The 25,592-nt window shown below is 64.0% G+C and carries 21 protein-coding genes; 9 read left to right on the top strand and 12 right to left on the bottom strand.

Translation table 11 applies throughout. From position 1 onward, the window contains the following. Positions 1-286 precede the first annotated feature (286 nt). Complete coding sequence (locus ACZXDY_RS22610) at positions 287-1,060, bottom strand: ferredoxin--NADP reductase (RefSeq protein ID WP_028163358.1); 774 nt, start codon at positions 1,058-1,060, stop codon at positions 287-289. Positions 1,061-1,350: 290 nt separating this feature from the next. On the opposite strand from ACZXDY_RS22610, the gene ACZXDY_RS22605 reads away from it, so the two are divergent. Continuing rightward, positions 1,351-2,301 carry an ATP-grasp domain-containing protein gene (locus ACZXDY_RS22605; protein WP_464347009.1) on the top strand — a complete coding sequence of 317 codons (951 nt, stop codon included), beginning with the start codon at positions 1,351-1,353 and terminating at the stop codon, positions 2,299-2,301. 273 nt (positions 2,302-2,574) lie between these two features. On the opposite strand, the gene ACZXDY_RS22600 is transcribed toward ACZXDY_RS22605, so the two are convergent. Then, the gene (locus ACZXDY_RS22600) at positions 2,575-3,486 is read right to left on the bottom strand and encodes an amino acid ABC transporter substrate-binding protein (RefSeq protein WP_464347008.1); all 912 of its coding nucleotides are present in this window, start codon (positions 3,484-3,486) and stop codon (positions 2,575-2,577) included. 12 nt (positions 3,487-3,498) lie between these two features. Next, positions 3,499-4,788: a dicarboxylate/amino acid:cation symporter gene (locus ACZXDY_RS22595; RefSeq protein WP_028167897.1), complete on the bottom strand. Its 1,290-nt coding sequence runs from the start codon at positions 4,786-4,788 to the stop codon at positions 3,499-3,501. A gap of 212 nt (positions 4,789-5,000) precedes the next feature. Between ACZXDY_RS22595 and ACZXDY_RS22590 the strand changes: the two genes are divergently transcribed. Then, positions 5,001-6,008, top strand: a complete 1,008-nt coding sequence (locus ACZXDY_RS22590) for an NADP-dependent oxidoreductase (protein ID WP_464347007.1) — start codon at positions 5,001-5,003, stop codon at positions 6,006-6,008. A gap of 149 nt (positions 6,009-6,157) precedes the next feature. Here the strand turns inward: ACZXDY_RS22590 and ACZXDY_RS22585 are convergent, their stop codons facing one another. Then, positions 6,158-9,328: an efflux RND transporter permease subunit gene (locus tag ACZXDY_RS22585; protein ID WP_464347006.1), complete on the bottom strand. Its 3,171-nt coding sequence runs from the start codon at positions 9,326-9,328 to the stop codon at positions 6,158-6,160. Positions 9,329-9,338: 10 nt separating this feature from the next. Beyond that, on the bottom strand, positions 9,339-10,538 hold the full coding sequence (locus ACZXDY_RS22580) for an efflux RND transporter periplasmic adaptor subunit (RefSeq protein ID WP_464347005.1): 1,200 nt from the start codon (positions 10,536-10,538) through the stop codon (positions 9,339-9,341). A gap of 232 nt (positions 10,539-10,770) precedes the next feature. On the opposite strand from ACZXDY_RS22580, the gene ACZXDY_RS22575 reads away from it, so the two are divergent. The 3 genes from ACZXDY_RS22575 (at position 10,771) to ACZXDY_RS22565 (ending at position 14,430) form a co-directional block, all read left to right on the top strand. Next, entirely contained in the window at positions 10,771-11,547 is a 777-nt protein-coding gene (locus ACZXDY_RS22575; protein ID WP_464347004.1) for a cysteine rich repeat-containing protein, read from the top strand. A 145-nt stretch (positions 11,548-11,692) separates the two neighbouring features. Further along, on the top strand, positions 11,693-12,823 hold the full coding sequence (locus ACZXDY_RS22570; protein WP_464347003.1) for an FAD-dependent monooxygenase: 1,131 nt from the start codon (positions 11,693-11,695) through the stop codon (positions 12,821-12,823). Beyond that, the gene (locus tag ACZXDY_RS22565; protein WP_464347002.1) at positions 12,820-14,430 is read left to right on the top strand and encodes a benzoate-CoA ligase family protein; all 1,611 of its coding nucleotides are present in this window, start codon (positions 12,820-12,822) and stop codon (positions 14,428-14,430) included. Before ACZXDY_RS22570 ends, ACZXDY_RS22565 begins: the two co-directional genes overlap by 4 nt. Positions 14,431-14,702: 272 nt before the next feature. Here the strand turns inward: ACZXDY_RS22565 and ACZXDY_RS22560 are convergent, their stop codons facing one another. The 3 genes from ACZXDY_RS22560 to maiA are packed head-to-tail and all read right to left on the bottom strand — an operon-like array spanning position 14,703 to position 17,027. Continuing rightward, on the bottom strand, positions 14,703-15,890 hold the full coding sequence (locus ACZXDY_RS22560) for a 3-hydroxybenzoate 6-monooxygenase (protein WP_464347001.1): 1,188 nt from the start codon (positions 15,888-15,890) through the stop codon (positions 14,703-14,705). Next, positions 15,890-16,405, bottom strand: coding sequence for a MarR family winged helix-turn-helix transcriptional regulator (locus tag ACZXDY_RS22555; RefSeq protein ID WP_028167905.1), 516 nt, complete (start codon positions 16,403-16,405; stop codon positions 15,890-15,892). Before ACZXDY_RS22555 ends, ACZXDY_RS22560 begins: the two co-directional genes overlap by 1 nt. After that, positions 16,395-17,027 carry a maleylacetoacetate isomerase gene (gene maiA, locus ACZXDY_RS22550; RefSeq protein WP_464347000.1) on the bottom strand — a complete coding sequence of 211 codons (633 nt, stop codon included), beginning with the start codon at positions 17,025-17,027 and terminating at the stop codon, positions 16,395-16,397. The genes ACZXDY_RS22555 and maiA overlap by 11 nt, the downstream gene beginning before the upstream one ends. 104 nt (positions 17,028-17,131) lie before the next feature. On the opposite strand from maiA, the gene gtdA reads away from it, so the two are divergent. Continuing rightward, on the top strand, positions 17,132-18,172 hold the full coding sequence (gene gtdA / locus ACZXDY_RS22545; protein WP_454616220.1) for a gentisate 1,2-dioxygenase: 1,041 nt from the start codon (positions 17,132-17,134) through the stop codon (positions 18,170-18,172). Positions 18,173-18,292: 120 nt separating this feature from the next. Here the strand turns inward: gtdA and ACZXDY_RS22540 are convergent, their stop codons facing one another. The 4 genes from ACZXDY_RS22540 to ACZXDY_RS22525 form a co-directional block, all read right to left on the bottom strand. Then, a complete protein-coding gene (locus ACZXDY_RS22540) occupies positions 18,293-19,120 on the bottom strand; it encodes an ABC transporter permease (protein WP_464347041.1) in 828 nt (275 codons plus the stop codon). Then, positions 19,113-19,886: an ABC transporter ATP-binding protein gene (locus tag ACZXDY_RS22535; RefSeq protein ID WP_464347040.1), complete on the bottom strand. Its 774-nt coding sequence runs from the start codon at positions 19,884-19,886 to the stop codon at positions 19,113-19,115. Before ACZXDY_RS22535 ends, ACZXDY_RS22540 begins: the two co-directional genes overlap by 8 nt. A 136-nt stretch (positions 19,887-20,022) precedes the next feature. Then, on the bottom strand, positions 20,023-21,027 hold the full coding sequence (locus tag ACZXDY_RS22530) for an ABC transporter substrate-binding protein (RefSeq protein ID WP_464346999.1): 1,005 nt from the start codon (positions 21,025-21,027) through the stop codon (positions 20,023-20,025). A gap of 11 nt (positions 21,028-21,038) precedes the next feature. Beyond that, entirely contained in the window at positions 21,039-22,427 is a 1,389-nt protein-coding gene (locus ACZXDY_RS22525) for an FAD-dependent oxidoreductase (RefSeq protein ID WP_464347039.1), read from the bottom strand. Positions 22,428-22,564: 137 nt separating this feature from the next. Between ACZXDY_RS22525 and ACZXDY_RS22520 the strand changes: the two genes are divergently transcribed. The 3 genes from ACZXDY_RS22520 to ACZXDY_RS22510 all read left to right on the top strand — a co-directional run bounded on the left by ACZXDY_RS22520 (position 22,565) and on the right by ACZXDY_RS22510 (position 25,374). Continuing rightward, positions 22,565-22,819, top strand: coding sequence for a hypothetical protein (locus tag ACZXDY_RS22520; protein ID WP_464346998.1), 255 nt, complete (start codon positions 22,565-22,567; stop codon positions 22,817-22,819). A 231-nt stretch (positions 22,820-23,050) separates the two neighbouring features. Beyond that, positions 23,051-23,998 (top strand): AAA family ATPase, encoded by a 948-nt coding sequence (locus tag ACZXDY_RS22515; RefSeq protein WP_028167913.1) that lies wholly within the window; start codon positions 23,051-23,053, stop codon positions 23,996-23,998. Between the two features lie 5 nt (positions 23,999-24,003). Next, positions 24,004-25,374 (top strand): vWA domain-containing protein, encoded by a 1,371-nt coding sequence (locus ACZXDY_RS22510; protein WP_464346997.1) that lies wholly within the window; start codon positions 24,004-24,006, stop codon positions 25,372-25,374. Positions 25,375-25,592 lie beyond the last annotated feature (218 nt).

The raw sequence follows: 25,592 nt of genomic DNA, 5'->3' as shown, positions 1-25,592 counted from the left end.
ATCGGCGGGCGGAGAGCCTAATCGATCCCGCGCCGTCCGCCACACGCTACACGGTATAATGGGTCTTCGGGTTCACGGATGTGACACCGACGCTACACGATCCGGGGTGGTGTATTGCGCTGCAACGAAAGGGGGAAGAGGCACCCCGCCGTCATTCCGGATCGATGCGAAGCATCGGGCCCGGAATCCATCGGGCCACAAACGCCGCGGAGAAATGGATTCCGGGCTCGCGCTGCGCGCGCCCCGGAATGACGGGCGAGAGAGTTGGCTTAAAACTCGAAGCCGATCAGCGCTCGACGAAGGCCTTTTCGATCACGAAATGGCCGGGCGTGCTGTGGCTGCCTTCGGTGAAGCCGCGGCCCTCGAACAGCTTACGCAGGTCCTCCAGCATCGCCGGGCTGCCGCACATCATGATGCGGTCAGTCTCAAGATCGAGCGGCGGCTGGTGGATGTCGTTGAAGAGCTGATCCGACGTGATCAGGTCGGTGATGCGGCCGCGGTTGCGGAACGGCTCGCGGGTCACGGTCGGATAATAGAGCAGCTTCTCGGCGAGCAGCGGGCCGAACAATTCGTCGTCGCGCAGATTGGCGACCAGATCCTCGCCATAGGCGAGCTCGGCGACCTGGCGGCAGCCATGGACCAGCACAATGGTCTCGTAGCGGTCATAGACCTCGGGGTCTTTGATCAGGCTCGCGAAGGGAGCCAGACCCGTGCCGGTCGACAGCAGCAGCAGCCGCTTGCCGGGGATGAGATTGTCGGTGATCAGCGTGCCGGTCGCCTTGCGGCCGACCAGGATGATGTCGCCTTCCCGGATCTTCTGCAGCTTGGAGGTCAGCGGACCGTCCTGCACCTTGATCGAGAAGAACTCGAGCTCTTCCTCGTGATTGGCGCTCGCCATCGAATAGGCGCGCAGCAGCGGCCGGCCATCGATCTCGAGGCCGATCATGGCGAACTGGCCGTTCTGGAAGCGGAAGCCGGAATCGCGGGTGGCTCGGAAGCTGAAAAGCGTATCGGTCCAGTGACGAACAGAAAGGACCTTCTCTCGATAGAACGCGCTCATGTGTCTGGTTTTTCCGATTGACCTTACATAAACGAGGCCGAGTAGCGGCTGCTCGACCGCACGTAATTGACTGACATCAAGGGGAAGCCCGCCTGCCCGTCGCGCCGCTGACACACATAATGGAATTCATCCATTGTGCAATTGCGAACTCAGCATGGCTGTCGATTGATTTCGCAGAATGGTTCAAAACATCGTTGTTAAGGTTTCCGACGCGGCGCAATTAACTTGCCGGAAACGATGCCGGTAGAGCAATTAATTCCACACGGCACTATTGAGAGAGGAAAATCGACTTGGCGATCCCGATCAGCCAGCGGATTTTTGTCGACGCGGTCACGAAATATTGCCTGGCCCGTAACATTACGGTCGAGGTGCGGTCGGAGGCCTGGCTGATCGTCATGCAACGTGGGCAGCGGCGGCACCTCGCCTTCGCCTATGACGTCGGGCTGAACAGCGCGGTCGCGCACCAGATCGCCAACGACAAGGCGGCTACCGCCGAGGTGCTACAATGTTTTGGGGTGCCCTGCATCCCCCATACCCTGTTCCTTGGGCCGAAGCTTGCGGCCTATACGCGGTCGGCCGGCTCCTGGGAAACGATGCTCCGCCTGCTGGCCGAGCATCCCAACGGGCTCGTCGTCAAGCCAAACGAGGGCACGTCGGGCGAGGGAGTCTTCCGGGTGACGACCAAGCATGCGCTCGAGCTCGCGGTCGGCAGGATCCTGGCGGCCTACCCAAGCCTCGCTATCTCGCCCTATGTCGAGATCGAGGACGAGATTCGTGTTGTCTTGGTCGATGATCTCCCGGTCGTCGTCTACAGCAAGGAGCGCCCGTTCGTGATCGGCGACGGCAGGCATTCGCTGCTCGAGCTTGCGCTCGCGGCCATGCCTGCCGAGCGGCGATCGACGGCGCTGCCCGGCCTGATCGCAGCGATCGGGCGGGCCGAGCTCGATGCGATCGTCCCGGAGGGCGAGCGGCGCATCCTCAACTGGCGCCACAACCTCGATTCCGGCGCGCGACCGGTGCTGCTGAAGCAGGGCGAGACGCGCGACACCTGCATCGAGATCGCGATCAAGGCCGCCCGCGCGATCGGCATCCGCTTCGGCTCGATCGACGTCGTACGCACCGATGGCGCCTGGCGGATCCTCGAAGTCAACGCCGGCGTGAAGATGGAAGCGCTGAGCCGCTCGCACCCGGAATTGGCTTATGCCGCGTATGAAGCGGCGCTGGATAGGGTGTTTGCGTAACGAGGCGGCAGCGACACTGTCAGACCCTCATGGTGAGGAGCGCGGAACGCGCGTCTCGAACCATGAGGCCCCGCCGCAGGCCTCGCCCTTCGAGACGGCCGCGACGCGGCCTCCTCAGGGTGAGGGGAGAGGTCGGAATGCGTCGCTCTCGTCCACGTCAGTGCCGTAGGGTGGGCAAAGCGGAAGCGTGCCCACCATCGCGAGCGGAATGTCTGGTGGTGGGCACGTCGCTGCGCTCCTTTGCCCCCCTACGCGTTCGCCCGCGCAATCGAGCTAATTGCTCGTCCCCTCATTATCGTCCAGCGCCTTGAAAGCCTCCTCGAGCTGCGGCGAGATCGCGACGTTGAGGCGTTCGCCGGTGGGAAGCCGCGCGATGAACCATTTGTTGTAGAGCGGGATCAGGTCGCGGCCGGAGCCGAGCTTGCGGAAGGTGCGCTCGACCACGTCCTTCAACTGCGGCTCGCCCTTGCGGTACATGATGCCGTAGGGATCGTAGGACAGGTAGTCGCCGACCACGCGGAACCTGTCCTGCGACTTGTGCCGCGCGATCAGGCCGTAGAGCAGGATGTCGTCAGTCGCGAACGCATCCGCCTTGCCGTCGGCCAACATCTGGTAGGACTGCTCGTGATCGGGCGACGTCACGATATTCAGCCCGAGCGAGAATTTCTTGTCGACATTGTGCATGGCCTGTTCGTTGGTGGTCCCCTTGGTCACCACCACCGTCTTGCCGTTGAGATCGGTCACGCCCGAGATGGAAGAGGTCTTCGGCACCATCAATTTGGTGCCGGCGACGAAGATCAAAGGAGAGAACGCGACCTGCCTGGCCCGCTCGGCATTCGCCGTGGTCGACCCGCATTCGAGATCGACCTTGCCCTGCACAACAGCAGGAATGCGATCGTCGGAGGTGACCTTGACGTAGTCGATCCTGAGATTGGGGTCGTCGACCTCGACGCCGATCTCCTCCACGATCGCCTCGCACAGTTCGAGGCTGTAGCCGATCGGCCGGTTGGATTGATCGAGGAAAGAAAACGGCGGCGAGCTCTCGCGGTAGCCGAGCCGCACCACATGGGTGTTCTTGATATTGGCGAGCGTCGGGCTAAGGCCCTCCACCGTTTGAGCGACCGCGGCGCCGGCCAGCAGGCTTGCCGACAACAGCGCCGCGGCCAAGCTTCGGGCGTGATGCATGCACCCCTCCCATCAATGGCCGGCCATCACCGCACCCGGCACTGCATCGGACGGCACCGCATCGTCAGGCCCAAGCTCGTGCTCTTCCTTCAACTCGCCTTCCCACTTGGCGACCACGGCGGTGGCGAGCGAATTGCCGATCACATTGGTGGCGCTGCGGCCCATGTCGAGGAAGGTGTCGATGCCCATGATCATTAGCAGGCCCGCCTCGGGAATGCCGAACTGGCTGAGTGTCGAGGCGATCACGACGAGGGAGGCGCGCGGCACGCCGGCGACGCCCTTGGAGGTGATCATCAACGTGGCCAGCATCGCAAGCTGGGTGCCGAGCGACATGTCGATATGATAGGTCTGCGCGATGAAGATGCTGGCAAAGGTGCAGTACATCATCGTGCCGTCGAGGTTGAACGAATAGCCGAGCGGCAGCACGAAGGCCGAAATCCGCGCCGAGGCGCCGAAGCGGTTCAATCCCTCCAGCGTCTTCGGATAGGCGGCCTCCGACGAGGCGGTCGAGAACGCGATCATCAATGGCTCACGGATCAGCCGCAACAGGTGGCTGTAGCGCGGCCCGATCACGATGAAGCCGACGACGACCAGGATCGCCCACAGGATCAGGAGCGAGACGTAGAAGCCGCCCATGAACACGACGAGTTTCCAGAGCACCCCAAGTCCGTTCTTCGACACCGTCGCCATGATCGCGGCCCACACCGCAAGCGGCGCGAACAGCATCACATAGCTCGTGACCTTCAGCATGATGTGGGCGAGGTCGTCGATCAGAGCCATGATCGGCTTCGCCCGCTCCGGCATTGCGCCGAGCGCGACCGCGAAGAACACCGCGAACACCACGATCTGCAGGATCTCGTTCTGCGCCATCGCGTCCGCGATCGAGGTCGGCACCAGGTGGATCAAAAATTTCTCAAATGAAAAGGCCGAGACCGGCAGGCCGGTCGACTGGGCTTTGTCGGGCAGCGTGCCCGGAAAGTTGGCGCCGGGCTGCAGCAGGTTGACCATGACGAGGCCGAGCAGGAGCGAGACGAAGGAGGCGCTGACGAACCAGCCCATGGTCTTCGCGAAGATGCGCCCGAGCCGCGCGCCACTTCCCATATGCGCGATGCCGCCGACCAATGTCGCGAACACCAGCGGCGCGATGATCATCTTGATCAGCCGCAGGAACAGCATCGCGATCAGGTTTACGTCGGCCGCGATCTCCGCCCGGCTGTCGGGCAGGAAGTTGTAGACGAAGGCACCCATCACGATGCCCAGCACCATCGCGATGAGGATGTACTGCGTGAACCTGCTCGACATGCTCTTACTCCCGTAAGTCACCCGGCAAGCGATGGAGTGTGGCAGATTTACGCAGGCGCGCAACACGCTTTCGCTCTGTGCGGGCAGAGCTGCATGTTCCAGTTGTGGAATAGACACGCGGGGATTAGCGTCATGGCAGCGCACAATCTGTGCAATCTGGCGCGCAACGCGCACGCAGTTGCATCGGGATTGACCAACAAGGGAGGGACACCATGAGCGAAGCTAATAATCGTCAGATCCTGCTGGTGGAGAAGCCGACCGGGAGGCTCGGACCTGAGCACTTCAGGATGGTCAATGGCAGCATCCCCGAGCCGAAGGACGGCGAGGCCTTGCTGCGGCTGCGCTATCTCTCGCTCGATGCCGCCAACCGCGCCTGGATGCACGGCGCGACCTACCGCGCCGCGGTCGAGGCCAACACCGTGATGTCCGGTGGCGGCATCGCCGAGGTGGTGGCGTCTAAGGCCTCAGGCCTTGCGCCGGGCGACATCGTGTTCGGGGACACCGGCTGGCAGGATTATGCCGCGGTGCAGGCAAAGCATCTGACCAAGATGCCAAAGCTCGAGCCGATGACGCATTTGCTCAGCGTCTACGGCATCGCTGGCCTCACCGCCTATTTCGGCCTGCTCCATGTCGGCAAGCCCAGGGAAGGCGAGACCGTCGTGGTCTCGGCAGCCGCCGGCTCGGTGGGCTCGATCGTTGGACAGATCGCAAAAATCAAGGGCTGCCGCGTGGTCGGCATTGCCGGCGGCAAGGACAAGTGCCACTGGCTGACCAGCGAACTCGGCTTCGACGCCGCGGTCGATTACAAGGACGGCGGCACCTACAAGGCGCTACGGTCGGCTGCGCCTGATGGCATCGACGTCTATTTCGACAATGTCGGCGGCGACATCCTGGAGGCTTGCCTGCCGCAGATGAACAACCGCGGCCGCATCGCCTGCTGCGGTGCGATCTCGCAATATGACGGCGTCCCCTCCGCTCACGGCCCGCGCGGCGTGCCCGGATTGATCGTTGTCAAGCGGCTAATCATGCAGGGCTTCATCGTGATGGACTTCATGGACCAGCGCGACGCCGCACTCGCCGACCTGCAGTCCTGGGTCGCCTCCGGCAGGCTGAAGGTGCAGGAGGACGTGATCGACGGGCTGGAGAACGCGCCGGCCGCGCTGATCGGCCTGCTCGCCGGCGAGAACCGCGGCAAGCGCATGATCCGGGTGCAGGCCTAAACACATTCGCCCGTCGTCCCGGCCTTGAGCCGGGACCCACACCGCGCTGCGCCATCAGTTTGGTAAGGTGGGAGAGGCTAATCCATAACCATGCAATCCTGTGGTTATGGATCCCGGGTCAAGCCCGGGACGACGGGGGATAGGGTCTTCTACGGCACGACGCTCGGCGTTTGCGGAACGGCCTGCGCAGCCGGCGCCTTTTCCTTGCGCGACTTGCGCCAATTCTCGAAGCCCTGCACCACAACGAAGAACGCGGGCACGAACAGCACGGCAAGGCAGGTCGAGGCGATCATGCCGGAGAACACGGTGATGCCGATCGACTTGCGCGCGTTGGCGCCGGCGCCGGTCGCGAGCACCAGCGGCACCACACCGAGGATGAAGGCAAAGGACGTCATCAGGATCGGACGGAACCTGGCGCGTGCCGCCGCGATCGCCGATTCGATCAGCGGCTCGCGGCCTCGCACGTGATGCTCGAGCGCGACCTCGACGATCAGGATCGCATTCTTCGCCGACAGTGCGATCAACAAGATGATGCCGATCTGGGTGTAGAGATTGTTGTCGATCCGCAAGGCTGACAAGACCAGCATCGGGCCGAGCAACGACAGCGGCACAGCGAGTATCACCGAGATCGGCGCGTACCAGCTCTCATACTGACCGGCCAGCACCAGGTAGACCAGCAGTAAGGCAAGGCCGAATGCATAGTAGATCTGGTTGCTGACTGCCTTCTCCTGATACGACATCGCCGTCCACTCAAAGCCCGTACCCGGCGGCAGCGTCTTTGCGGCGATCTGCTCCATCAACGCCATTGACTGTCCCGAGCTGTAGCCCTGCGCCGGCAGGCCGATGATGGAGGCGGACGGATAGAGATTATAGAGGCTGATCAGCGACGGCCCGACCGACGGCGTGATCGTGGCGACGGTGCCAAGCGGGACCATGTCGCCCTGGCTGTTGCGCACCATCAGGTTCTGGATGTCGCGCAGGTTCAGGCGGAATTTCGAATCCGCCTGCACATAGACCTGGAAGGTGCGGCCGAATTTGTTGAACTGGTTGACGTAGCTCGCGCCGAGATAGCTCGACAGCGTCGAGAAGATCTGGTCGGTCGTGACGTTCAGCGTCTGGGTCTTGGTCCGGTCGACCTCGACGTCGTACTGCGGCACCATGGAGCGGAAGGACGAGCTGACCCGCTGCAGCGCGCTTTGCGTCTGCGCATTGGCGACGACCGCGCCGGTGATCGCCTGCAGCTTCGCGTAATCGGCATTGCCGTCGCGGAGTTCGACCTGCATCGCGAAGCCGGCGGCATTGCCGATGCCTTGAATGGGCGGCGGAGGAATCACCAGGATGCGCGCCTCCTCGATCTCGGCCAGCTTGTCGTTCAACCCGAACACCAGTGAACGCAGATCCTCGCCGGGCCCGCGCTGGCTCCAATCCTTCAGAATTAGGTAGGCGACGCCGGCATTCGCCAGGCTCGAACTGTTGTCGAGCGCGGAGATGCCGGCGATGGAGACCACCTGCTGCACGCCGGGCGACTTGCCGGCCATCTCGCTGACCCTTTCGAGGACACGTTGTGTCCGATCCAACGCAGCACCATCGGGTAATTGCACTGCAGCCAGCAAATAGCCCTGGTCCTCGATCGGGATGAAGCCGGTCGGCACCCGCGACAGGCCGTAGCCGGCAAGACCGATCAGGATCATCGCAGCCACGACCGAAACATTGCTGTGCCTGACCAGCCCGCCGATCAGCCGCGCATAGCCGCGCTCCAGCCGCTCATAGAGGGCATTGAAGCCGCGGTAGAAGACATTGCGCTGCTCCAGCGGCACCGGCCGGCGCAGCCACAGCGCACACTGCGTCGGCTTCAGGGTCGCGGCATTGATGGCGCTGATCAGAGCGGTCGCGGCGATCACCAGCGCGAACTGCGCGTACATGCGCCCGGTGAGGCCCGGCAGGAACGCCGCCGGCAGGAACACCGAGATCAGCACCAGCGTGATGCCGACGATCGGCGCGAACAATTCATCCATCGCCTTGATCGCCGCATCATGGCCGGACAGGCCACGCTCTATATTGTGCGCGGCGCCCTCGACCACGACGATGGCGTCATCGACCACGATGCCGATCGCCAGCACGATCGCAAACAGCGTCGAGAGATTGATGGAAAAGCCGAGCGCCGCCATCGCCGCGAACGCGCCGATGATGGTTACCGGCACGGTGGTCGCCGGCACCAGCATCGCGCGCCAGTCCTGCAGGAAGACGAGGATCACGATCAGCACCAAGAGGCCGGCCTCGATCAGCGTCTTGTAGACCTCGTTGATCGAGGCCTGGACGAAGATGGTGGTGTCGAACGGCGTGTCGTATTTGATGTCCTGCGGGAACTGCTTGGCCAGTTCCACCATCTTCTTCTCCACCGCCTTCTCGACCTCGAGCGCGTTGGCGCCGGGCGACAGGAACACGCCGATGCCGGTGGAAGGCTTATTGTTGAGCGAGAAGATCTGGCTGTAGGTCTGGGCGCCGAGCTCGACCCAGCCGACGTCGCGGACGCGGGTGACGTCGCCGACGTTTCCGGTCTTGACGATGATGTTCTCGAACTGGCTCGTGTCATCAAGCCGGCCGGCAACGTTCAGCGTGTACTGGAACGCCTGGCCGGGCGGCGTCGGCGGCATGCCGACCTGTCCCGCCGTGACCTGCTGGCTCTGCTGCTGGATCGCCTGGATGACGTCCTGCGGCACCAGATCGCGGGCCTGCAATTGGTTCGGATCGAGCCAGACCCGCATCGAGTATTGGCCGGCGCCGAACACGGTGACGTTGCCGACCCCTGACAGCCGCGACAGCTCATCCCTGATGCTGATGGTGGCGTAGTTGGAAAGGAACAGGCTGTCATAGGTCTTGTTCGGCGAGGTCAGCGTCACGAACAGCAGGATCGAGGTCGACCGCTTCTGCACCGTGACGCCCTGACTCTGCACCGATTGCGGCAATTGCGACAGCGCGCTCGACACCCGGTTCTGCACCAGCACCTGCGCGAAGTTGAGATCGGTGCCGATCTTGAAGGTGACCGTCAGCGTATAGGTGCCATCGGCGCCGCTATAGGACTGCATATAGAGCATGTCCTCGACACCATTGACCTGCTGCTCGATCGGCAGCGCCACGGTGTCGATCACGGTCTTGGCGGACGCGCCGGGATAGCGGGTCGTCACCTGCACGGTCGGCGGCACCACGTCGGGATATTGCGCGACCGGCAGGTTGAGCAGCGCCACGCCGCCGATCAGGATCATCAGGATCGCGATGACGTTGGAAAGGACCGGCCGCTCGATGAAGAATTTCGAGATCATGGCCGCCCCCTCACTTCGCCGATGCGGAGGCTTCGATCTTCTGCAGTTGCGGATCGACCTTCTGGCCGGGGATCGCGCGCAACAATCCGGCGATGAGGACGCGGTCGTCCGGCTTCAGCCCGCTATCGATGACGCGCAATTCGCCTTCGAGCTGTCCGGTTTCCACCTTCCGCTGCTCGACCACGTTGTCGGCATTGACGACCAGCACATAGCGGCCGGCCTGGTCGCTGCCGAGCGCGGTAGCGGGCACCAGCAGCGCATCCTGCTGCTGGTCATAGGGCACGCGGACGCGGACAAAAAAGCCCGGCAACAACGTGCGGTCGGGATTGTCGAAGATGCCGCGCACCGGCAGCGTGCCGGTCGACTGGGTGAGGATCGGCGAGATGTAGTCGAGCTTGCCCTTGTGCGGATAGCCGGTCTCCGTCTGCAGGCCGACCTCGACCGGCAACTGACGCAGCTCGGCCACGGAGAGACCACGCCGCCTCGCGTCCTCGCGGATGCGCAACACGTCCTGTTCGTTGACGTTGAAATTGACCCAGATCGGATCGAGCTGGACGATGCTGGCAAGCTGTGTCGGCGAAGTCGAGCCGACGAGCTCGCCGACCGAGACGAGGTGCGCGCTGACGATGCCGTCGAACGGCGCCGTCACATTGGTGTAGCCGTAATTGACCTCTGCGATCCGGGTATTGGCTTGCGCCTGCTGCAGGCTGGCCTGGGCGTTGTCGCGATTCGCCGTCGACGTATCGAGCGTCGCCTGCGAGACCGCCTGTCGCTGCACCAGGTCGATCTGGCGCTTGAAATCGGTCTCGGCCTGCTTCAGCGTCGCTTGCGCGCCGACCTCCGCCGCCTTTGCCTGCTCGAGCTTCAACTTGTAGGTCTCAGGCTCGATCGTGAACAGCGTGGTGCCTTGCTTGACGAAGGTGCCGTCCTGATAATCGATCGACTGCAGAAAGCCCTGCACGCGGGCCACCAGGTCAACGCTCTTGACCGGCGCGGTGGTGCCGGTCGTCTCCAGGAAACGCGTGATGCTGCGCTGCACTGGAATGGCGACTTCCACCTTTGGCGGCGGCGGTGGCACGAAAGTATTTTGCTCGCAGCCACTTAAACCGACCAAGACGGACAGCAGGAAGCTAATGCGCAACAGGGGCGCAGCGGCCGGCCGCGCGCCATCGCTCGATCTGCAACAGGCCGATGGGTGCGCAAGCTTCATTTCCGTGCACCAGTTCAACTTGCCCCGCAAAGAGGCGTTCATCCGGAGACGACTGTCGCGATGCATCCATAGCAACAATTGGCTTGCAGTGGAACCCGAAACAGAAAATGATACCGCCCACTAAGATTGCCGTAGCAGACTTTTCAAGAGCGACCTTCTTCAAGAACGAACTTCGCAAGAATGAACTTCGGTTGAAGCGGCGGCTTCCGTCGACAACAAAGGGTTTGCTTACATGATCAAGACATTGAAGCGCGCATGCGGGCGCGCCCTGCCGTTTTCCGTCGTGCTGTTTGCGACCGCGGCGCTCGCGCAGGCGCCGAGCGAGGCCCAGCGTGAGGCGATCAAGTCGCAATGCCGCAACGACTACATGGCGCATTGCTCCAGCATTCCGCCCGGCGGCGAGGCTTCGCTGCAATGTCTGCAGAAGAACATGTCGAGCTTGTCTGCAGGCTGCGCCGGTGCGGTGCGTGCAGTAGAAGCACCGGCCGCACCGAAGGCGGAGACGGCGCCTGCCCCTGCCAAGACCGAGGCGCCGGCGGCGGCAACCAGCGCAGCGAAGCCGAAAGCGGCGGGCACGCAGGCCAAGCCGACCGAGGCGCAGGTTTCCACGATCCGCAGCGCCTGCCGTTCCGACTATCAGAAGGTCTGTCCCGGCGTGCCGACCGGCGGCGCCCCCGCACTGCGATGCCTCGAGAAGAACAAGGCGAGGCTCTCGCCCGCTTGCGGTGAGGCAGTTGCGGCCGCGAGTGGTGGTGCGGCGCCAGCGGCAGGCGACGGCTCCACTGCTGCGGCTACCGCACCGGCGGCGCCTGCGGCAGGGATCGTACTGCGGCCCTTGCGGCCGCGCGAAGAACTGCTCGTCGTGCGGTCGGCCTGCGGCGCCGACGTACGCTCGCTGTGTGGCGGCGTTGCGCCGGGAGGCGGCCGGATCGCGCAGTGCCTGGCCTCGAATGCCGCCTCGCTGTCGCCCGCCTGCAAGGAAGTGCTGGGACAGTTCGCGGCGCGGTGAGCCCGCCGCGACCGGCCGGCTCCGCGCAGCGGAACACGAGAATGAGCTGAGTAGGCCTGACCGAAACTTTCCGGTGGCGCCGCGCGCGCCCTGCGGATAGTCTAGGCGCAAAATCGTAAGTACACTGTCAATCGGGAGGAATATCGTGCGTATCGCCGTGATCGGCGGAGGTCCCGGCGGCCTCTATTTTGCCTATCTCTGGAAGCGGCGCCACCCGGACGCCGTCGTCGAATTGTTCGAGCAGAACCCGGCCGATGCGACCTGGGGGTTCGGCGTCGTGTTCTCGGACCAGGCGCTGGAATTCCTGCGCGCCGACGATCCCGATACGGTCGACGCCATCGCGCCGAACATGGAAAGCTGGAAGAACATCACGCTCAACCTGCGCGGGGAGAGCGTCGAGATCGACGGCGTCGGCTTCTCCTCGATCGGCCGACTTGCGCTGCTTTCCCTGTTGCAGGAGCGCGTCCGCGCGGTCGGCGTCACCCCGCAATTCGAAAAACCGATCCAGTCGGTCGACGCGCTGCAAGGCTATGACCTGATCGTCGCCGCGGACGGGCTGAACTCGCTGGTGCGCCGGAGTTTTGAGGGCGACTTCGGGACCTCGCTGTCCTATTCGTCCAACAAGTTCGTCTGGTACGGCACCGCGAAGCGGTTCGAGACGCTATCGCAGACCTTCGTCAAGACCGAACGCGGCGCCTTCAATGCCCACCACTATCGCTATTCGCCGACCATGAGCACGTTCCTGGTCGAGTGTGACCGTGCCACCTGGCACGCCTATGGCTTCGCCAACAAGGACGCCGATCACGCCAAGGCCGTGTGCGAGGAGGTGTTTGCCGAGACGCTCGGCGGACAGCCGCTGATCTCGAACAAATCGCTGTGGCGCAACTTCCCGTGGATCTGGAACGAGCACTGGTCGTTCAAGAACATGGTGCTGATCGGCGACGCCCTGCACTCGGCGCATTTCTCGATCGGCTCCGGCACCCGCCTTGCGATCGAGGACGCGATTGCGCTGACAAAGGCGCTCGAATCCGAGGCGCATGTCTCCACCGCCCTTCACCGCTATGAAGCCGAACGCAAACCGATCGTGAAGAAGCTGGTGACCGCGGCGCGCACCAGCGCCGACTGGTACGAGAAATTCCCCGAACACATGAAGCTCGACCCGATGGATTTTGCCTTCAGCTACATCACCCGTTCGGGACGGATCGACGACGCGCGGCTGCGCGCGATGTCGCCGAACTTCATGGCAGGCTACGAGGCCTCGAGGAGCAAGTCGTGAACGAGATCGCCGACCAGGTACCATCGGACAGTCCGGGCGCGCGCGAGATCGGCTTTGCGCTGTCCGAGCGCTACAACGCAAGCCGCATCCTGTTCGACAATCTCGCGCAGGGCCGCGGGGATTTGATGGCTTTGACCGGCCCGGCGGGAACGCGGACCTACCGTGAACTCTGCGCCGACGCCGCGCGCTGGGGCCATGGCTTCGCTTCTCTGGGCCTGAAGCGCGGCGATCGCATCCTGCTGTTCCTTGACGACACCCCCGCCTATCCGGCGGCCTTCTTCGGTGCTATCGGCGCCGGCTTCGTGCCGCTGCTCATCAACACGCTAACGCCGCCGGACCTCCTGCAGTTCTATCTTTCGGACGCGAGCGCGACGATCGCGGTTGCCGATGCCGAGTTCTGCTCGCGCTTCAGCACTGAGGCCTGCAAGGACACGCCGCTGCAAGCGCTGATCGTGGTCAATGGCGCGGCCGGCGAGCATGCCGCGCCGCAGGCGCTGCTGGCCGATGAATGGCTGCCGCGTTTTTCGACCGAGCTCGCCACAGCCGACACCCACCGCAACGAGATGGCGTTCTGGATGTACTCCTCCGGCTCGACCGGCCGGCCGAAGGGCATCGTCCATCTGCACCACGACATGGCCTATAGCGAGCAGGCATTCTCCCGCAACGTGCTGAAGCTGACGCCCAGCGACATCTGCTTCTCGGTGCCGAAGATTTTCTTCGCCTATGGCTTCGGCAATTCCATCACTTTCCCGTTCTCGGTCGGCGCCGCCACGCTGCTCTTGCCCGGCCAGCCGAAGCCGGCATCGATCTTCGCCGCGATCGAGCAGTATCGTCCGACCGTGTTCTTCGGTCTGCCGACACTCTACACCGCGCTGACCAAGGCCGACGGTGCTGACAAGGCCGATTTCTCCTCACTGCGCATGGCGATCTCGGCCGCGGAGGTGCTCTCGGCCGACGTCTTCAACGGTTGGAAGGCACTGACCGGGCTCGAGATCATCGAAGGTCTCGGCTCGACCGAGGTGCTGCACATCTATCTCTGCAACCGCGCGGACAGGAAGAAGCTGGGCGCTGCGGGCGTACGCGTCCCCGGCTACGAGATCCTGCTGCGCGACAAGGACGGCCGCGAGGTCGCCGACAACGAAGAAGGCATTTTGTGGGTGCGCGGCGATTCGAACACGCCGCTGTACTGGAATCGTCCCGACAAGACCGCCGAGACCGTGCGCGATGGCGGCTGGATCTACACCGGCGACCGCTTCGTCCGCGACCGCGACGGCTTCCATTTCTTCCGCGGCCGCGCCGACGACCTGATCAAGATATCAGGCCAATGGGTCTATCCGCTGGAGGTCGAGCTCTGCCTCGCCGATCATCCCGACGTGCGCGAATGCGCGGTCTTCGCCGCCGAACTGCCTGATAGACGCATGACGCTGAAGGCTGTGCTGGTGATGAACGACCGCGCGTTCGATGCGGAGGAGACGGCGAAGCGGCTGCAGGATTACGTGAAGGCAAAGCTGCTGCCGTACAAATATCCGCGCGAGATCAAGTTTATTGACGAGCTGCCGAAAACGGGAACAGGCAAGATCGACCGGCAGGCGGTGATGAGGATGTGATATCCGCTTACGCAACTGCCCCGCCTCTCCCCTTGTGGGAGAGGCCGGAGCGCATGTAGCGAAGCGGAATGAGATCCGGGTGAGGGGTCGCGGTCTATCGAGGGACCACGACTCGCGGAGGCATACCGCTCACCCGGAATCCAAGCTGCGCTTGGATTCCGACCTCTCCCACAAGGGGAGAGGTGGAGCTTGCCGCACGGACATCACGTCACATCAACATTCGTGGTTATGGGTCCCGGGTCAAGCCCGGGACCACGGCGGAGTATGGGTGGTTACGCGTTCAACCCCGTCCCCCCGTACAGCCAGGCGAGATCACGATAGTAATCCTCGGACGTCTTCGCGCCCATGATGGCGTTGCGGAAACGGGCGTGGTCGCCGGCGGGGTGATAGATGTGCTCACCGATCGCGCGCGACCAAAGCTGCACCTGCGCGGTGCGCGGGAAGCGTTGTGCTCGGTAATGCTCCAGCGCGACTGCGTGGTCGTCGTGATGCGACAGCATGTGCGACAGACACACCGCATCCTCCATCGCCTGGCACGCGCCTTGCGCGAAATATTGCAGCATCGGATGCGCGGCATCGCCGAGAAGCGCGACGCGGCCGTCGACCCAGCGCTCGTTCGGATCGCGGTCGCACAACACCCAGAGCCGCCAGTTCTTGCCGTGACGGATGATGTTTTGCGCACGCGCATGGACGTGCCGAAAGCCCTGCATCACCTCTTCATCGCCGACCGGCTTTCCCGCGACCGGCTCCGGCGCGTCGTTGTGGTAGGTGACGACGAGGTTGAATACCTTCCAGTCCGACAGCGGATAATGCACGATATGGCATTTCGGCCCGGCCCACAGCGTCGCCGCGTTCCAGCGCAGATCCTCCGGCATCTCTTCGGTCGGTATCACCGAGCGGTAAGTGGTGTGGCCGGATACGCGCGGCGGCCCATCCGATGTGACCTGCTTGCGGATGTTCGACCATAAGCCATCAGCGCCGATCAGGAGCCGGCCGGTGACGCGCTCGGCATTGGCGAGCTGCGCGGTGACCGAGGCACCGTCCTGCTCGTAGCCGGTCACCTCGCTGCTGACGCGCAGCTCGATCAGTTCGTGCTCGCGGCAGGCGCGCAGGAACACGCCATGCAAATCGCCGCGATGCACCACGGCGTAGGGATTGCCGAACCTGGTTCGGAACGGCTCGCGCAGATCAACATGGGTGATCTCCTCGGCGGTGAGTGCATCCATCAGGCGGAGCTGGTCGATATAGACGGCCATGCGCCGTGCGGCCTCGCCGACGCCGAGATAGTCGAAGGCATGGAATGCGTTCGGGCCGAGCTGGATGCCGGCGCCGATCTCGCCGAGCGAGGCAGACTTTTCCAGCAGGATCGAGCGAATGCCCTTCTGCGCAAGCCCGAGCGCCGCGGCAAGGCCGCCGATGCCGCCACCTGCGATCAGGACCGGCAGGTCGCCCTTTGCCATCAGCCCGACTTCCCGAGATGTTCGAGGGCGTCCTCGGCGCGCAGCGGCACGCGCGAGGCCTCGTTGTTGAGATCGACGAGCTGCGCGAGCAGCGCCATCAGCGTCTTGCGGTCGGCAGGCTTGAGCGGCTGCAGCATCCGCGCCTGGGCACGGTCAACCACGGGCATGATCTCGCGCAGCAGCGAAGCGCCCTGCCGGGTGATGGTGAGCAGCTTGACGCGCTTGTCGTCGGAATCGGACTTGCGCTCGATCAGACCCTTGGTCTGCAGCCGCTCGATCACATTGCCGAGCGTGGAGCGGTCGAAGGCGATCACGGCGGACAGCCGCGTCGCATCGATGCCGGGATGGGTGTGGATCGCGATCAGCGCGGCATATTGCACCGGCGTCAGGTCGAACGCCCTGCACTCCTCGACAAAAATCGAGACAGCGATCTGCTGCATCCGCCGGAACAGATAGCCGGGCGCGGTATAGACCGCGTCCATGGTAACGAGGGTTGGCTTGTTATTATTCGGCATCGACTTGCTTGTCCGGGGCGGCGTCGGCAAATGCCTTCATTGCCTTGGCCGCGGCTTCCGCCTTGAGCAGCCGCGGAAAAGCGGTGACATCGACGCCGAAGCGCCGTGCATTGGCAAGCTGCGGCACCAGGCAAAGATCGGCCAGCGTCGGCATAGCACCAAAGCAGAACGGCCCGGCTTCGCCCGCTGCCAATGTCTCGCAGGCCGAAAGCCCCTCGCGGTTGGCCCATGCCGCCCATTCCGTCACTTTGTCCTCAGGCAGGCCAAGCTGCCGCAATCGCGCCAGCACTTTCAGGTTCTGCACCGGGTGGGTGTCGCAGGCGATGGCCTGCGCGAAGGCGCGGACTTTTGCGCGCTGCAACGAATCCTTCGGCAATAGCGGTGGTTCGGGATTGACCTCGTCGAGCCATTCGATGATGGCGAGCGACTGGGTGAGGATTGCGCCCGCGTCGCTTTCCAATGTCGGCACCAGCCCTTGCGGATTGATGGCGAGATAGGCGGGAGCGCATTGTTCGCCTTTGCGAAGGTGATGCGGCAGGTGCTCAACGGTGAGCCCCTTCAGGTTCAGCGCGATCCGCACCCGATACGCGGCGCTGCTGCGGAAATAGCCGTGCAGCTTCATCGGAACCTCCCTGGTGTCTTCTGATTTTCTTCAAGTTGACGCTAGCCATATTGTCAGTATGCTGTCAATCAGCGAACAACATAGAAATAGACGGGAGGCCTGCCATGGAAGCGGTGCAGAAGACGCCGGAGCGCGAGGCGTTCTACAAGAAGATCGACGGCGAAAATCTTTCCGCGCTCTGGAACGTGATGAACGATCTGATCACGCCGGAGCCGAGGAGCGCCTGCCGGCCGCACCTGTGGAAGTTCGACCAGATCCGCGACTACATGAATGAGGCAGGCAAGCTGATCACGGCCAAGGAAGCCGAGCGTCGAGTGCTCGTGCTGGAAAACCCCGGCCTGCGCGGGCAATCGAAGATCACGACGTCGCTGTTTGCCGGCGTGCAGATGGTGGTGCCCGGCGATATCGCCCCGGCCCACCGCCACAGCCAATCGGCGCTGCGCTTCGTGCTCGAGGGCAAGGGCGCTTATACGTCCGTCGACGGTGAGCGCACCGCGATGTCGCCGGGCGATTTCGTGATCACGCCGTCGATGACCTGGCACGACCATTCCAACGAAACCAGCGAGCCGATGTTCTGGCTCGACGGGCTCGACATCCCAATGGTGCAGTTCTTCGACGCTTCCTTCGCCGAGGGCGCGAAGGAAGATCAGCAGCAGATCACAAAACCCGCCGGCGACAGCTTTGCGCGCTATGGTCACAACCTGCTGCCGGTCGACCAGAAGCGCGCGTCGAAGACGTCGCCGATCTTCAACTATCCCTACAGCTACACCCGCGAAGCGCTGGAGCAGGCCAAGGCGCGCGACGAATGGGACGCCTGTCACGGCCTGAAGCTGAAATTCTCCAATCCCGAGACCGGCGACTATGCGATGCCGACCATCGGCACTTTCATCCAGCTCCTGCCGAAGGGCTTCAAGACCGCGCGCTATCGCTCAACGGATGCGACTGTATTCGCCGCGATCGAGGGCAAGGGCCGCACCAGGATCGGCGAGCAGACCTTCGAATGGGGCCCGCGCGACCTGTTCGTGGTGCCGAGCTGGCACTGGGTCACGCATGAGGCGGATGTCGATTCGGTGCTTTTCAGCTTCTCCGACCGCCCGGTGCAGCAGAAGCTCGACCTGTTCCGTGAAGACCGCGGCAATGCATAGCCGCTCTCTCCGTCATGGCCGGGCTTGACCCGGCCAGCCACGCCTTTGGCGCAAGGAGAGCAAGAGTGGATGCCCGGGACAAGCCCAGGCATGACGGCTGTGGTGGAGCGGAACCACCTCTCATCGCCAGTGGAGCAACCTCGCCTCAAGCAAATTGATCAGCTTCCCCACTGCGAGCCCGAACAGCGACAGGATCACGACGCCGGCGAGCAGTTGATCGGTCTGCATCAGATTGCCGGCCTGCAGCACGAAAGCGCCGATGCCATACTGAGCGCCGATCATCTCGGCGCTCACCACCAATAGCAGCGCGACCGAGGCGGTGATGCGAAAACCCGCCAGGATCGAGGGCAGCGCGCCCGGCCAGATCACGCGCCGCACGATGGCATGAAACGGCACGTTGAAGCTCTGCGCCATGCGGATCAGATTGCGCGGCACCGCATCGACGCCGCTATAGACCGAGATCGCGGTGGAGAAGAACACCCCGAGCGCAATGGTCGCGATCTTGGGCTCCTCGCCGATCCCGAGCCAGAGGATCAACAATGGCAGCAGCGCGATCTTCGGAATCGGAAACAGCGCCGAGATGAAGGTGATGCCGACGCCGCGCGCCAGCGTCGACAGGCCGATCGCGAAACCGACGATGACGCCGGCCACCGTGCCAAGCAGCCAGCCAACGCCGATCCGCATCACCGACCAGCCGAGATGCTGCCAGAGCGCGCCCGACATCGCGAGCTTGTAGGTCGCGACCGCGATCGCCGATGGCGGTGGCAGGAACAGCGGATTGACCCATCCGGCACTGCCCGCCAGTTGCCACAGTGCGATGACGAGCGCGAGCGCGATCCAGCCCGACGCGCGCCCCGTGCTCGGCGTGAAGCCGGCGCCGCGAAATTCGACCGGCCGCGATTTGGTGTCGATGTCGGACGGCGTCTCTGGTGGCGCGCGCTCAAGCATGCTGCACCTCGCGCTCGGCATCGATCGCCTCCTCGCGGATCAGCGACCATAGCTCGCCCTGCAGCACCAGCAGTTTTTCGCGCACGTTCCTGTCGCCGCGCTCGCTGCGCGTCATCGCAATGGGCACGACTTTGCGGATGCGTCCGGGCCGGCGCGACAGCACCACGATGCGGTCTGCAAGCCGCACCGCTTCCTCCAGATTATGCGTGACATAGACTGCGCCCATCGCGCCGTCGGCAAGCAGGCGGACGAAATCCTCCATCAGGAGTTCGCGCGTCTGCGAATCCAGAGCCGACAGCGGCTCGTCCATCAAGAGGATTGCCGGCTTTACGGCCAGCGCCCGCGCAATGCCGACGCGCTGGCGCATACCGCCGGAAAGCTGTTTTGGGTAGGTCCCACGAAAATCGAAAAGCCCGGTGCGGCGGAGCGCATCATCGACGATGCCGCGGCGCTCCGCAGCACTGAGTGCCGTATGCTCGAGCGGGAACGCGACGTTTTCCTCCACCGTGCACCAGGGCAGCAGCGCAAAATCCTGGAACACGAAGGTCAGCGGGTTAAGGGTGTCCTTTGGCGGCGCGCCGCGCAGCTCGGCCGCGCCGCCGCTCGGCCGCAACAGACCGCCGAGGATCGAAAGCAGCGTGCTCTTGCCGCAGCCGGAGGGGCCGACAACCGCAACCACCTCGCCCGCCCGCACCGTGAACGAGACGTCGTCGAGCACGTCGAGCGTGTCGAAGCGGTGGCTGATATGGTCGGCGATCAGGTCCATCTGGCTCTTGCTTGGCTCCGCACTTCGTTCTCGCTCGTCATGCCCGGGCTTGTCCCGGGCATCCACGTCTTTCTTTCCCCGGCCACAAAGTGCCTGGATGGCCGGGACAAGCCCGGCCATGACGGCGACTACGGTATCAATCCGGCTTCACATATTCCTTCGCGATGATGCTGTCCGCATCAAAACCCTTGTCGACAAAGCCCTGCTCCTGCAGCCAGGAAATCTGGTTGGCGACGTTCTTGACGTCGAGCTTGCCGTCGGGATCGATATAGGCGCAATTGCCGACCACCTGCTCAACTGGCAGATTTGTGTATTTGGCGATGATGTCGAGCAGCGGTTTTGTCTTTTCGTTGGTCGGTGCTGTGCCGTTCTTCATCGCAGCCAGGATCACGTCGTGATATTCGCGGTCGGCCCTCACCAAAGCTGCAAGCAGTTTCGTCACCAGCGCCTTGTTCGCAAGCGTCTTCGGCGAGGCGAAGACAGCGCCAAGCTGCCACGGCGTCTCGTCGCCGACCCAACCGAGGAGCTTGGCGCCATTCGTCTCCATCAGCGGGCGCGCGGTCGAGACCGGCAGCAGCGCCGCATCGACGGTTTCGCCCTTCAGCGCGGCGGCCGCGTTCGAAAGCGATTGCAGCGGCACCACCTTCACGTCCGCAAGCCTGAAGCCATATTTGTCGGCGAGCAGGCCGAGCGAATAATGAAAGCTGGAGCCGACCTGCGTCACCGCCACGCGCTTGCCCGCAAGATCCTTCGGCGTCTTCAGCCCGGCCGCATAGGCGTTGTTGGAAGCGAAATAGCCGATCAAGGGGTACCCGGCCTTCTCGCGGCTCATGCCGCCGATCACCTTCAGCGTGCCCTTGCCGGCGAGATTGTAGAGCCCGGCGGTGAAGGCGGTGACGCCGAAATCGACATCGCCCGAAGTGGTGGCGACCGCGATCGGCTGCGCCGCGTCAAAGAATTTCAGTTCAACATCGAGCCCGGCCTCGCGGAAATAGCCCTTGTCCTGCGCGATGAACACCGGTGCCGAGGACGACAGCCGGAGCACGCCGATTTTGGCTTTCAACAATTCATCGGCCCGGGCGACACCGCTTGCCGTCAGCGCCAGCAGGCCCGCAAGCGCAAGCCGCACAAAACCCTTCATCCACTTTCTCCTCACAATCCGTCAGGAACTTTCTGCTCGCGCCCGATGAAGGCGCCCTGCGCTTTCAGTCCCTGTTGCAGTCTGTCTACCGCGATGTCGCGCGGCCTGGTATTGCCGGACAGCGCGAGCGCGGCGGCGGAGCCTGCCGCTTCCCCCATGGCAAAGCAGGCGCCGGAGACCCGTGCCGCCGACTGTCCCTCATGGGTCATCGAGGCGCAGCGCCCGGCAATGAGGAGATTGTCGACGCATTCAGGCACCAGCATGCGATAGGGCAGTTCGTTGAAGCCGCGCGATTCCGGGATCGGCGGGAACTTGAAGATGACATCGCCGGCGACATGCGCCTCGATCGGCCAGCCATTGACGCCGATGGAATCCTCGAACGAGGCGCAGCCGAGCACATCCTCGCCGCTGAGCTTGTAACCACCGATCACGCGCCGCGTTTCGCGGATGCCAAGCTGCGGCGGCAGGTCGACGATGTAGGAATTCTCGAAGCCCGGCACCGTGCGCAGGAACTCGAACGCCTGGATCGCCTGGCGGCGGCCGTCGATCTCGCCGCGGGTCAGGTCATCAGGCTCCAAACCGTTGATGGCGGTGCCGTCCTCGCGCGCGAGCTGGGTGAAGTTCACCCGCCATTCGATCTGAGAGCGCTGCGGCCGCACGATGGCGGCCTTGCGCGGAAACCGGTGGGTACCGGCGGCTTCCACCTTTTCCATCAGCGCCGGGATCGTGCGCCAGGCGTCACCGGCCTTTTCGGGGTCGATGCCGTTGAGACGGAACATCATCGAGGGATAGAGCATGCTGCCCTTGCTATCGCCGACCTCGAACGGCGCGCCGGCCCAGGCGGCGAGATCGCCGTCACCTGAGCAATCGATGAAGATGCTGGCCAGCACCGCGCGGCGGCCAGCCTTAGTCTCTACCATCAGCGCGCCGATGCGCTTCTCGCCATCCATCACGACGCCGGCGCCGAGCGCATGGAAGAGGATATCGACCCTGTGGCTCGCCAGGAGATCATCGGCCGCGATCTTGTAGGCCGCGGTGTCATAGGCCTGCGCCAGGATCTTGCCGAGGATCAGATGCGGCTTGTTCAGCCCGTTCAGCCGGTCGAGTCGAGCCAGCAGGTCGGAGGCGATGCCCTGCACCACCCGATGCGCTTCGCCGCGGACATTGGCGTGCAATCCGCAAAAGTTGGTCACGCCCGCGGCGGTGCCCATGCCGCCGAGAAAGCCGTAGCGCTCGATCAGGAGCGTGCGCCGCCCCGCACGCGCTGCGGCAACCGCTGCCGCGATCCCGGCAGGCCCACCGCCGAGCACCGCGACTTCATATTCGCCATAGATCGGCACGCGCCGTGCGGGTTCGTCGATCGTCTTTGGCACGCTTGCTTCCCGGAAGTGACCCGCCATCATGACCGGCTGGAGGATTTTGTTATCGCAACAACGGGCTAGCAAAGAAAGCTCGGTCAGGAAATGGCTCGCGCGCAAAGTTGATGTTGCTCGCGTTTCACGGAACTGAGACAAGGGGCCGGTAAAGGACGGGCGACATGAAACTCCTCAGCCTCCTAACCCTCGGCCTTCTGGTCGGCTTCGCCCCTCCCTCGGCAGCGGTCGAGCAATGCCGGTTCATCCAGGCGAAAGCCGAGCGGGAAGCCTGCTACGAGCGGCAGGCCGTGGCGCTCGAGGCCAAGCGCAAGCCGGAGCCGGTCTACGACAGCAAGCCGATGGAATCGCTGCAGCAGATGCGGCGGGATGACGAGGAAGTCTACAAGAGCTTGCGCAGCATCTGCCGCGGCTGCTGAGCGGCGTCGACGGTACTTCCCCCTCTCCCCATTCTTACGGAGGGAGGGTTGGGGCGGCCTCCGCAAACACCGTGACAGATGGAATCGCGGGGGGCTCCCGGTTGGAGAACAAATATCGCTAGGCGGAAAATGCCGGAACCAGGTCCGCCCTCGCGCAAATGAGCCTTGTGCTTTGCCGGGGAGGGAGGCAGAACAACCTGATGCACCAAGGCAAATCCGGAGCTCACATCGGTGGCTGACAATCGGCCTGCGGCCTCGATCGAGGCCGTCGAAAGCGGCCTCGCCGCGCAAGGCTATATCGCGAGCCGGCAGATCGCGACTGCGGTTTATCTTTCGCGAGAGATCGAGAAACCGATCCTGGTCGAAGGCCCCGCGGGCGTCGGCAAGACCGAGCTGGCGAAGGCGATCGCCGCCTGGCGCGGCATGAAGATGATCCGCCTGCAATGCTACGAGGGCCTCGATGAGGCCAAGGCGCTGTATGAGTGGAAATACGCCAAACAGCTCCTCTACACCCAGATCTTGAAGGACAAGCTCGGCGAGGTGCTGGGCGGCGCGCAGACGCTGCATCAGGCGCTGGACCAGCTCCACACCTTCGGCGACGTGTTCTTCTCCAAGGAATTCGTCGAGCCGCGGCCGCTGCTGCAGGCGCTGGAGCAGCCGGCGGGCTGCGTGCTCCTGATCGACGAGATCGACAAGTCGGACGCCGAGTTCGAGTCGCTGCTGCTTGAAATCCTCAGCGATTTCCAGGTCACCATTCCCGAGCTCGGCACGGTTTCGGCGATCGCGCCGCCGACCGTGATCCTGACCTCCAACAGCGAACGCGATCTCGGCGACGCCCTAAAGCGGCGCTGCCTGCATCTGCATATCGGTTTCCCCGAACAGAAGCTGGAGGAACGCATCGTCGAGAGCCGCGTGCCCGGCATCTCGCAGGCGCTGCGCCGGCAGATGGTCGGCTTTATTCATGAAATCCGCACCCTCGACCTGAAGAAGCTGCCGTCGGTCAGCGAGACCATCGACTGGGCGCGCGTGCTGGTGCTGCTGCAGGCGACCGAGCTCGACCACGAGATCGTCAAGGACACGCTGAACGTCCTGCTCAAATACGAGGCCGACATCGAGGCCGCGCAGCCGCAACTCACCACCTTCATCGCCAAGGCGTCGCGGCAGGGCGTGTTCGGGTAGACGCCATGCGCGAGAACCTGCATCGGTTCCTTCGTGCCGCGCGCGGAGCCGGGGTCCGGGTCTCGCCTGCCGAAAGCATCGATGCGATGCGCGCGGTCTCAAAGGTCGGCTTTGCCGATCGCGGCGTCCTGCGCGACACTTTCCTGCTGACGCTTGCGAAGTCGCAGGACGAGAAGCGCGCGCTCGGCGAATGCTTTGATCTGTTCTTCAGCCAGCCCGAGCCGGCGCAGGATACGGCGCAGGACGAGAGCAAGTCGGACGATACGGATTCCAGCGCGGGCTCCGACTCTTCGAACGACGCAAGCAGCGGCGATCAGGCCCAGAATCTTGGCCCCCTCGCGCAGATGCTGCTGTCGCAAGACCGTAGTGCGATAGCGGCGGCGATCGCCAACGCCTCCGGCGCGGCCTCGCTCTCAAACATCAGATACTTCACCCAACGCGGCATCTTCTCGGGCCGCATCCTGGACGCCATGGGCATCCAGCGCCTGCGCGACGATCTCGACAACCTGACCGCGACCAATCCGGCATTGGCCGAGCGGCTGCAGGCGGCACTCGACGGATTGCGCGCCACCGTCCGCGACACGGTCTCGCAGGCGCTTCTGCTCTACGGCCGCGAGGAGACCGAGAACCTGCGCAACGAGATCCTGCGCAATGCGCCGCTCGCCCGGATCGAGCCGCGCCAGGTCGAGCAGATGCGCGCGCTGATCCGCCAGATCGCCCGCCGCCTGCGCGAACGCTACTCCAAGCCGCGCAAGCGCCAGCGCCGCGGCCATCTCGACGTGCGCCGCACGCTGCGGCGAAACGCGGCCTGGGGCGGCGTGCCCTTCCTGACCGCCTGGAAGCGCAAGCACCGCGACCGGCCGAAGATCGTCGCGCTCTGCGACGTCTCCGGCTCGGTCGCGCGCGTGTCCGATTTCTTCCTGCTGTTGATCCACTCGCTGCACGAAGTGGTCGACGATGTCCGCTCCTTTGCCTTCTCCGGCCATCTGATCGAGGTGAGCGACATATTGGAGGACAAATCGCCTGAGGCGGCGATGGCCGAGATCATGTCGAAGGTCGGCTTCGGCTCTTCCGACTACGGCAATTCGCTTGCCGATTTCGAGAAGGGCTGGATGGACACGATCACGCCGCAGACCACCGTGATCGTGCTCGGGGACGCCCGCAGCAACAACCTCGACCCGCGCGCCGACATCCTGCGCCGCATCGCCGAGCGCTCGAAACGCCTGGTCTGGCTCAACCCCGAGGGACGCATGACCTGGGGCTTCGGCGATTCGGAAATGCCGCGTTACGCCACCTTCTGCAGCGTGGTGCGCCAATGTGCCACCGCCCAGCAGCTCGAGCGCGCGGTGTCGGACATCGTGGCGACGTATCAGTAGATCGCGCCTTGTAGCCCGGATAGAGCGAAGCGCAATCCGGGGTTCTTTGGCGGCCGGCACGAGCGGTCCCGGATTACGCTTCGCTCCATCCGGGCTACGGGTCGGCGTCAAGAATTGCGCGGCGCCGGCGCAGCAAGCTCCGGTAGTGTGCGGAAGGTTCTGCAAAAGCCTGAGAGGCTGGAGCGGTCATGGTAAGTCCGGTGATTGCGAAGATCACC

The organism is Bradyrhizobium sp. LeoB3 (assembly GCF_055456055.1).
Note: the sequence above shows the minus strand (reverse complement) of the source record. Positions and strands in the feature narration are given on the sequence as shown.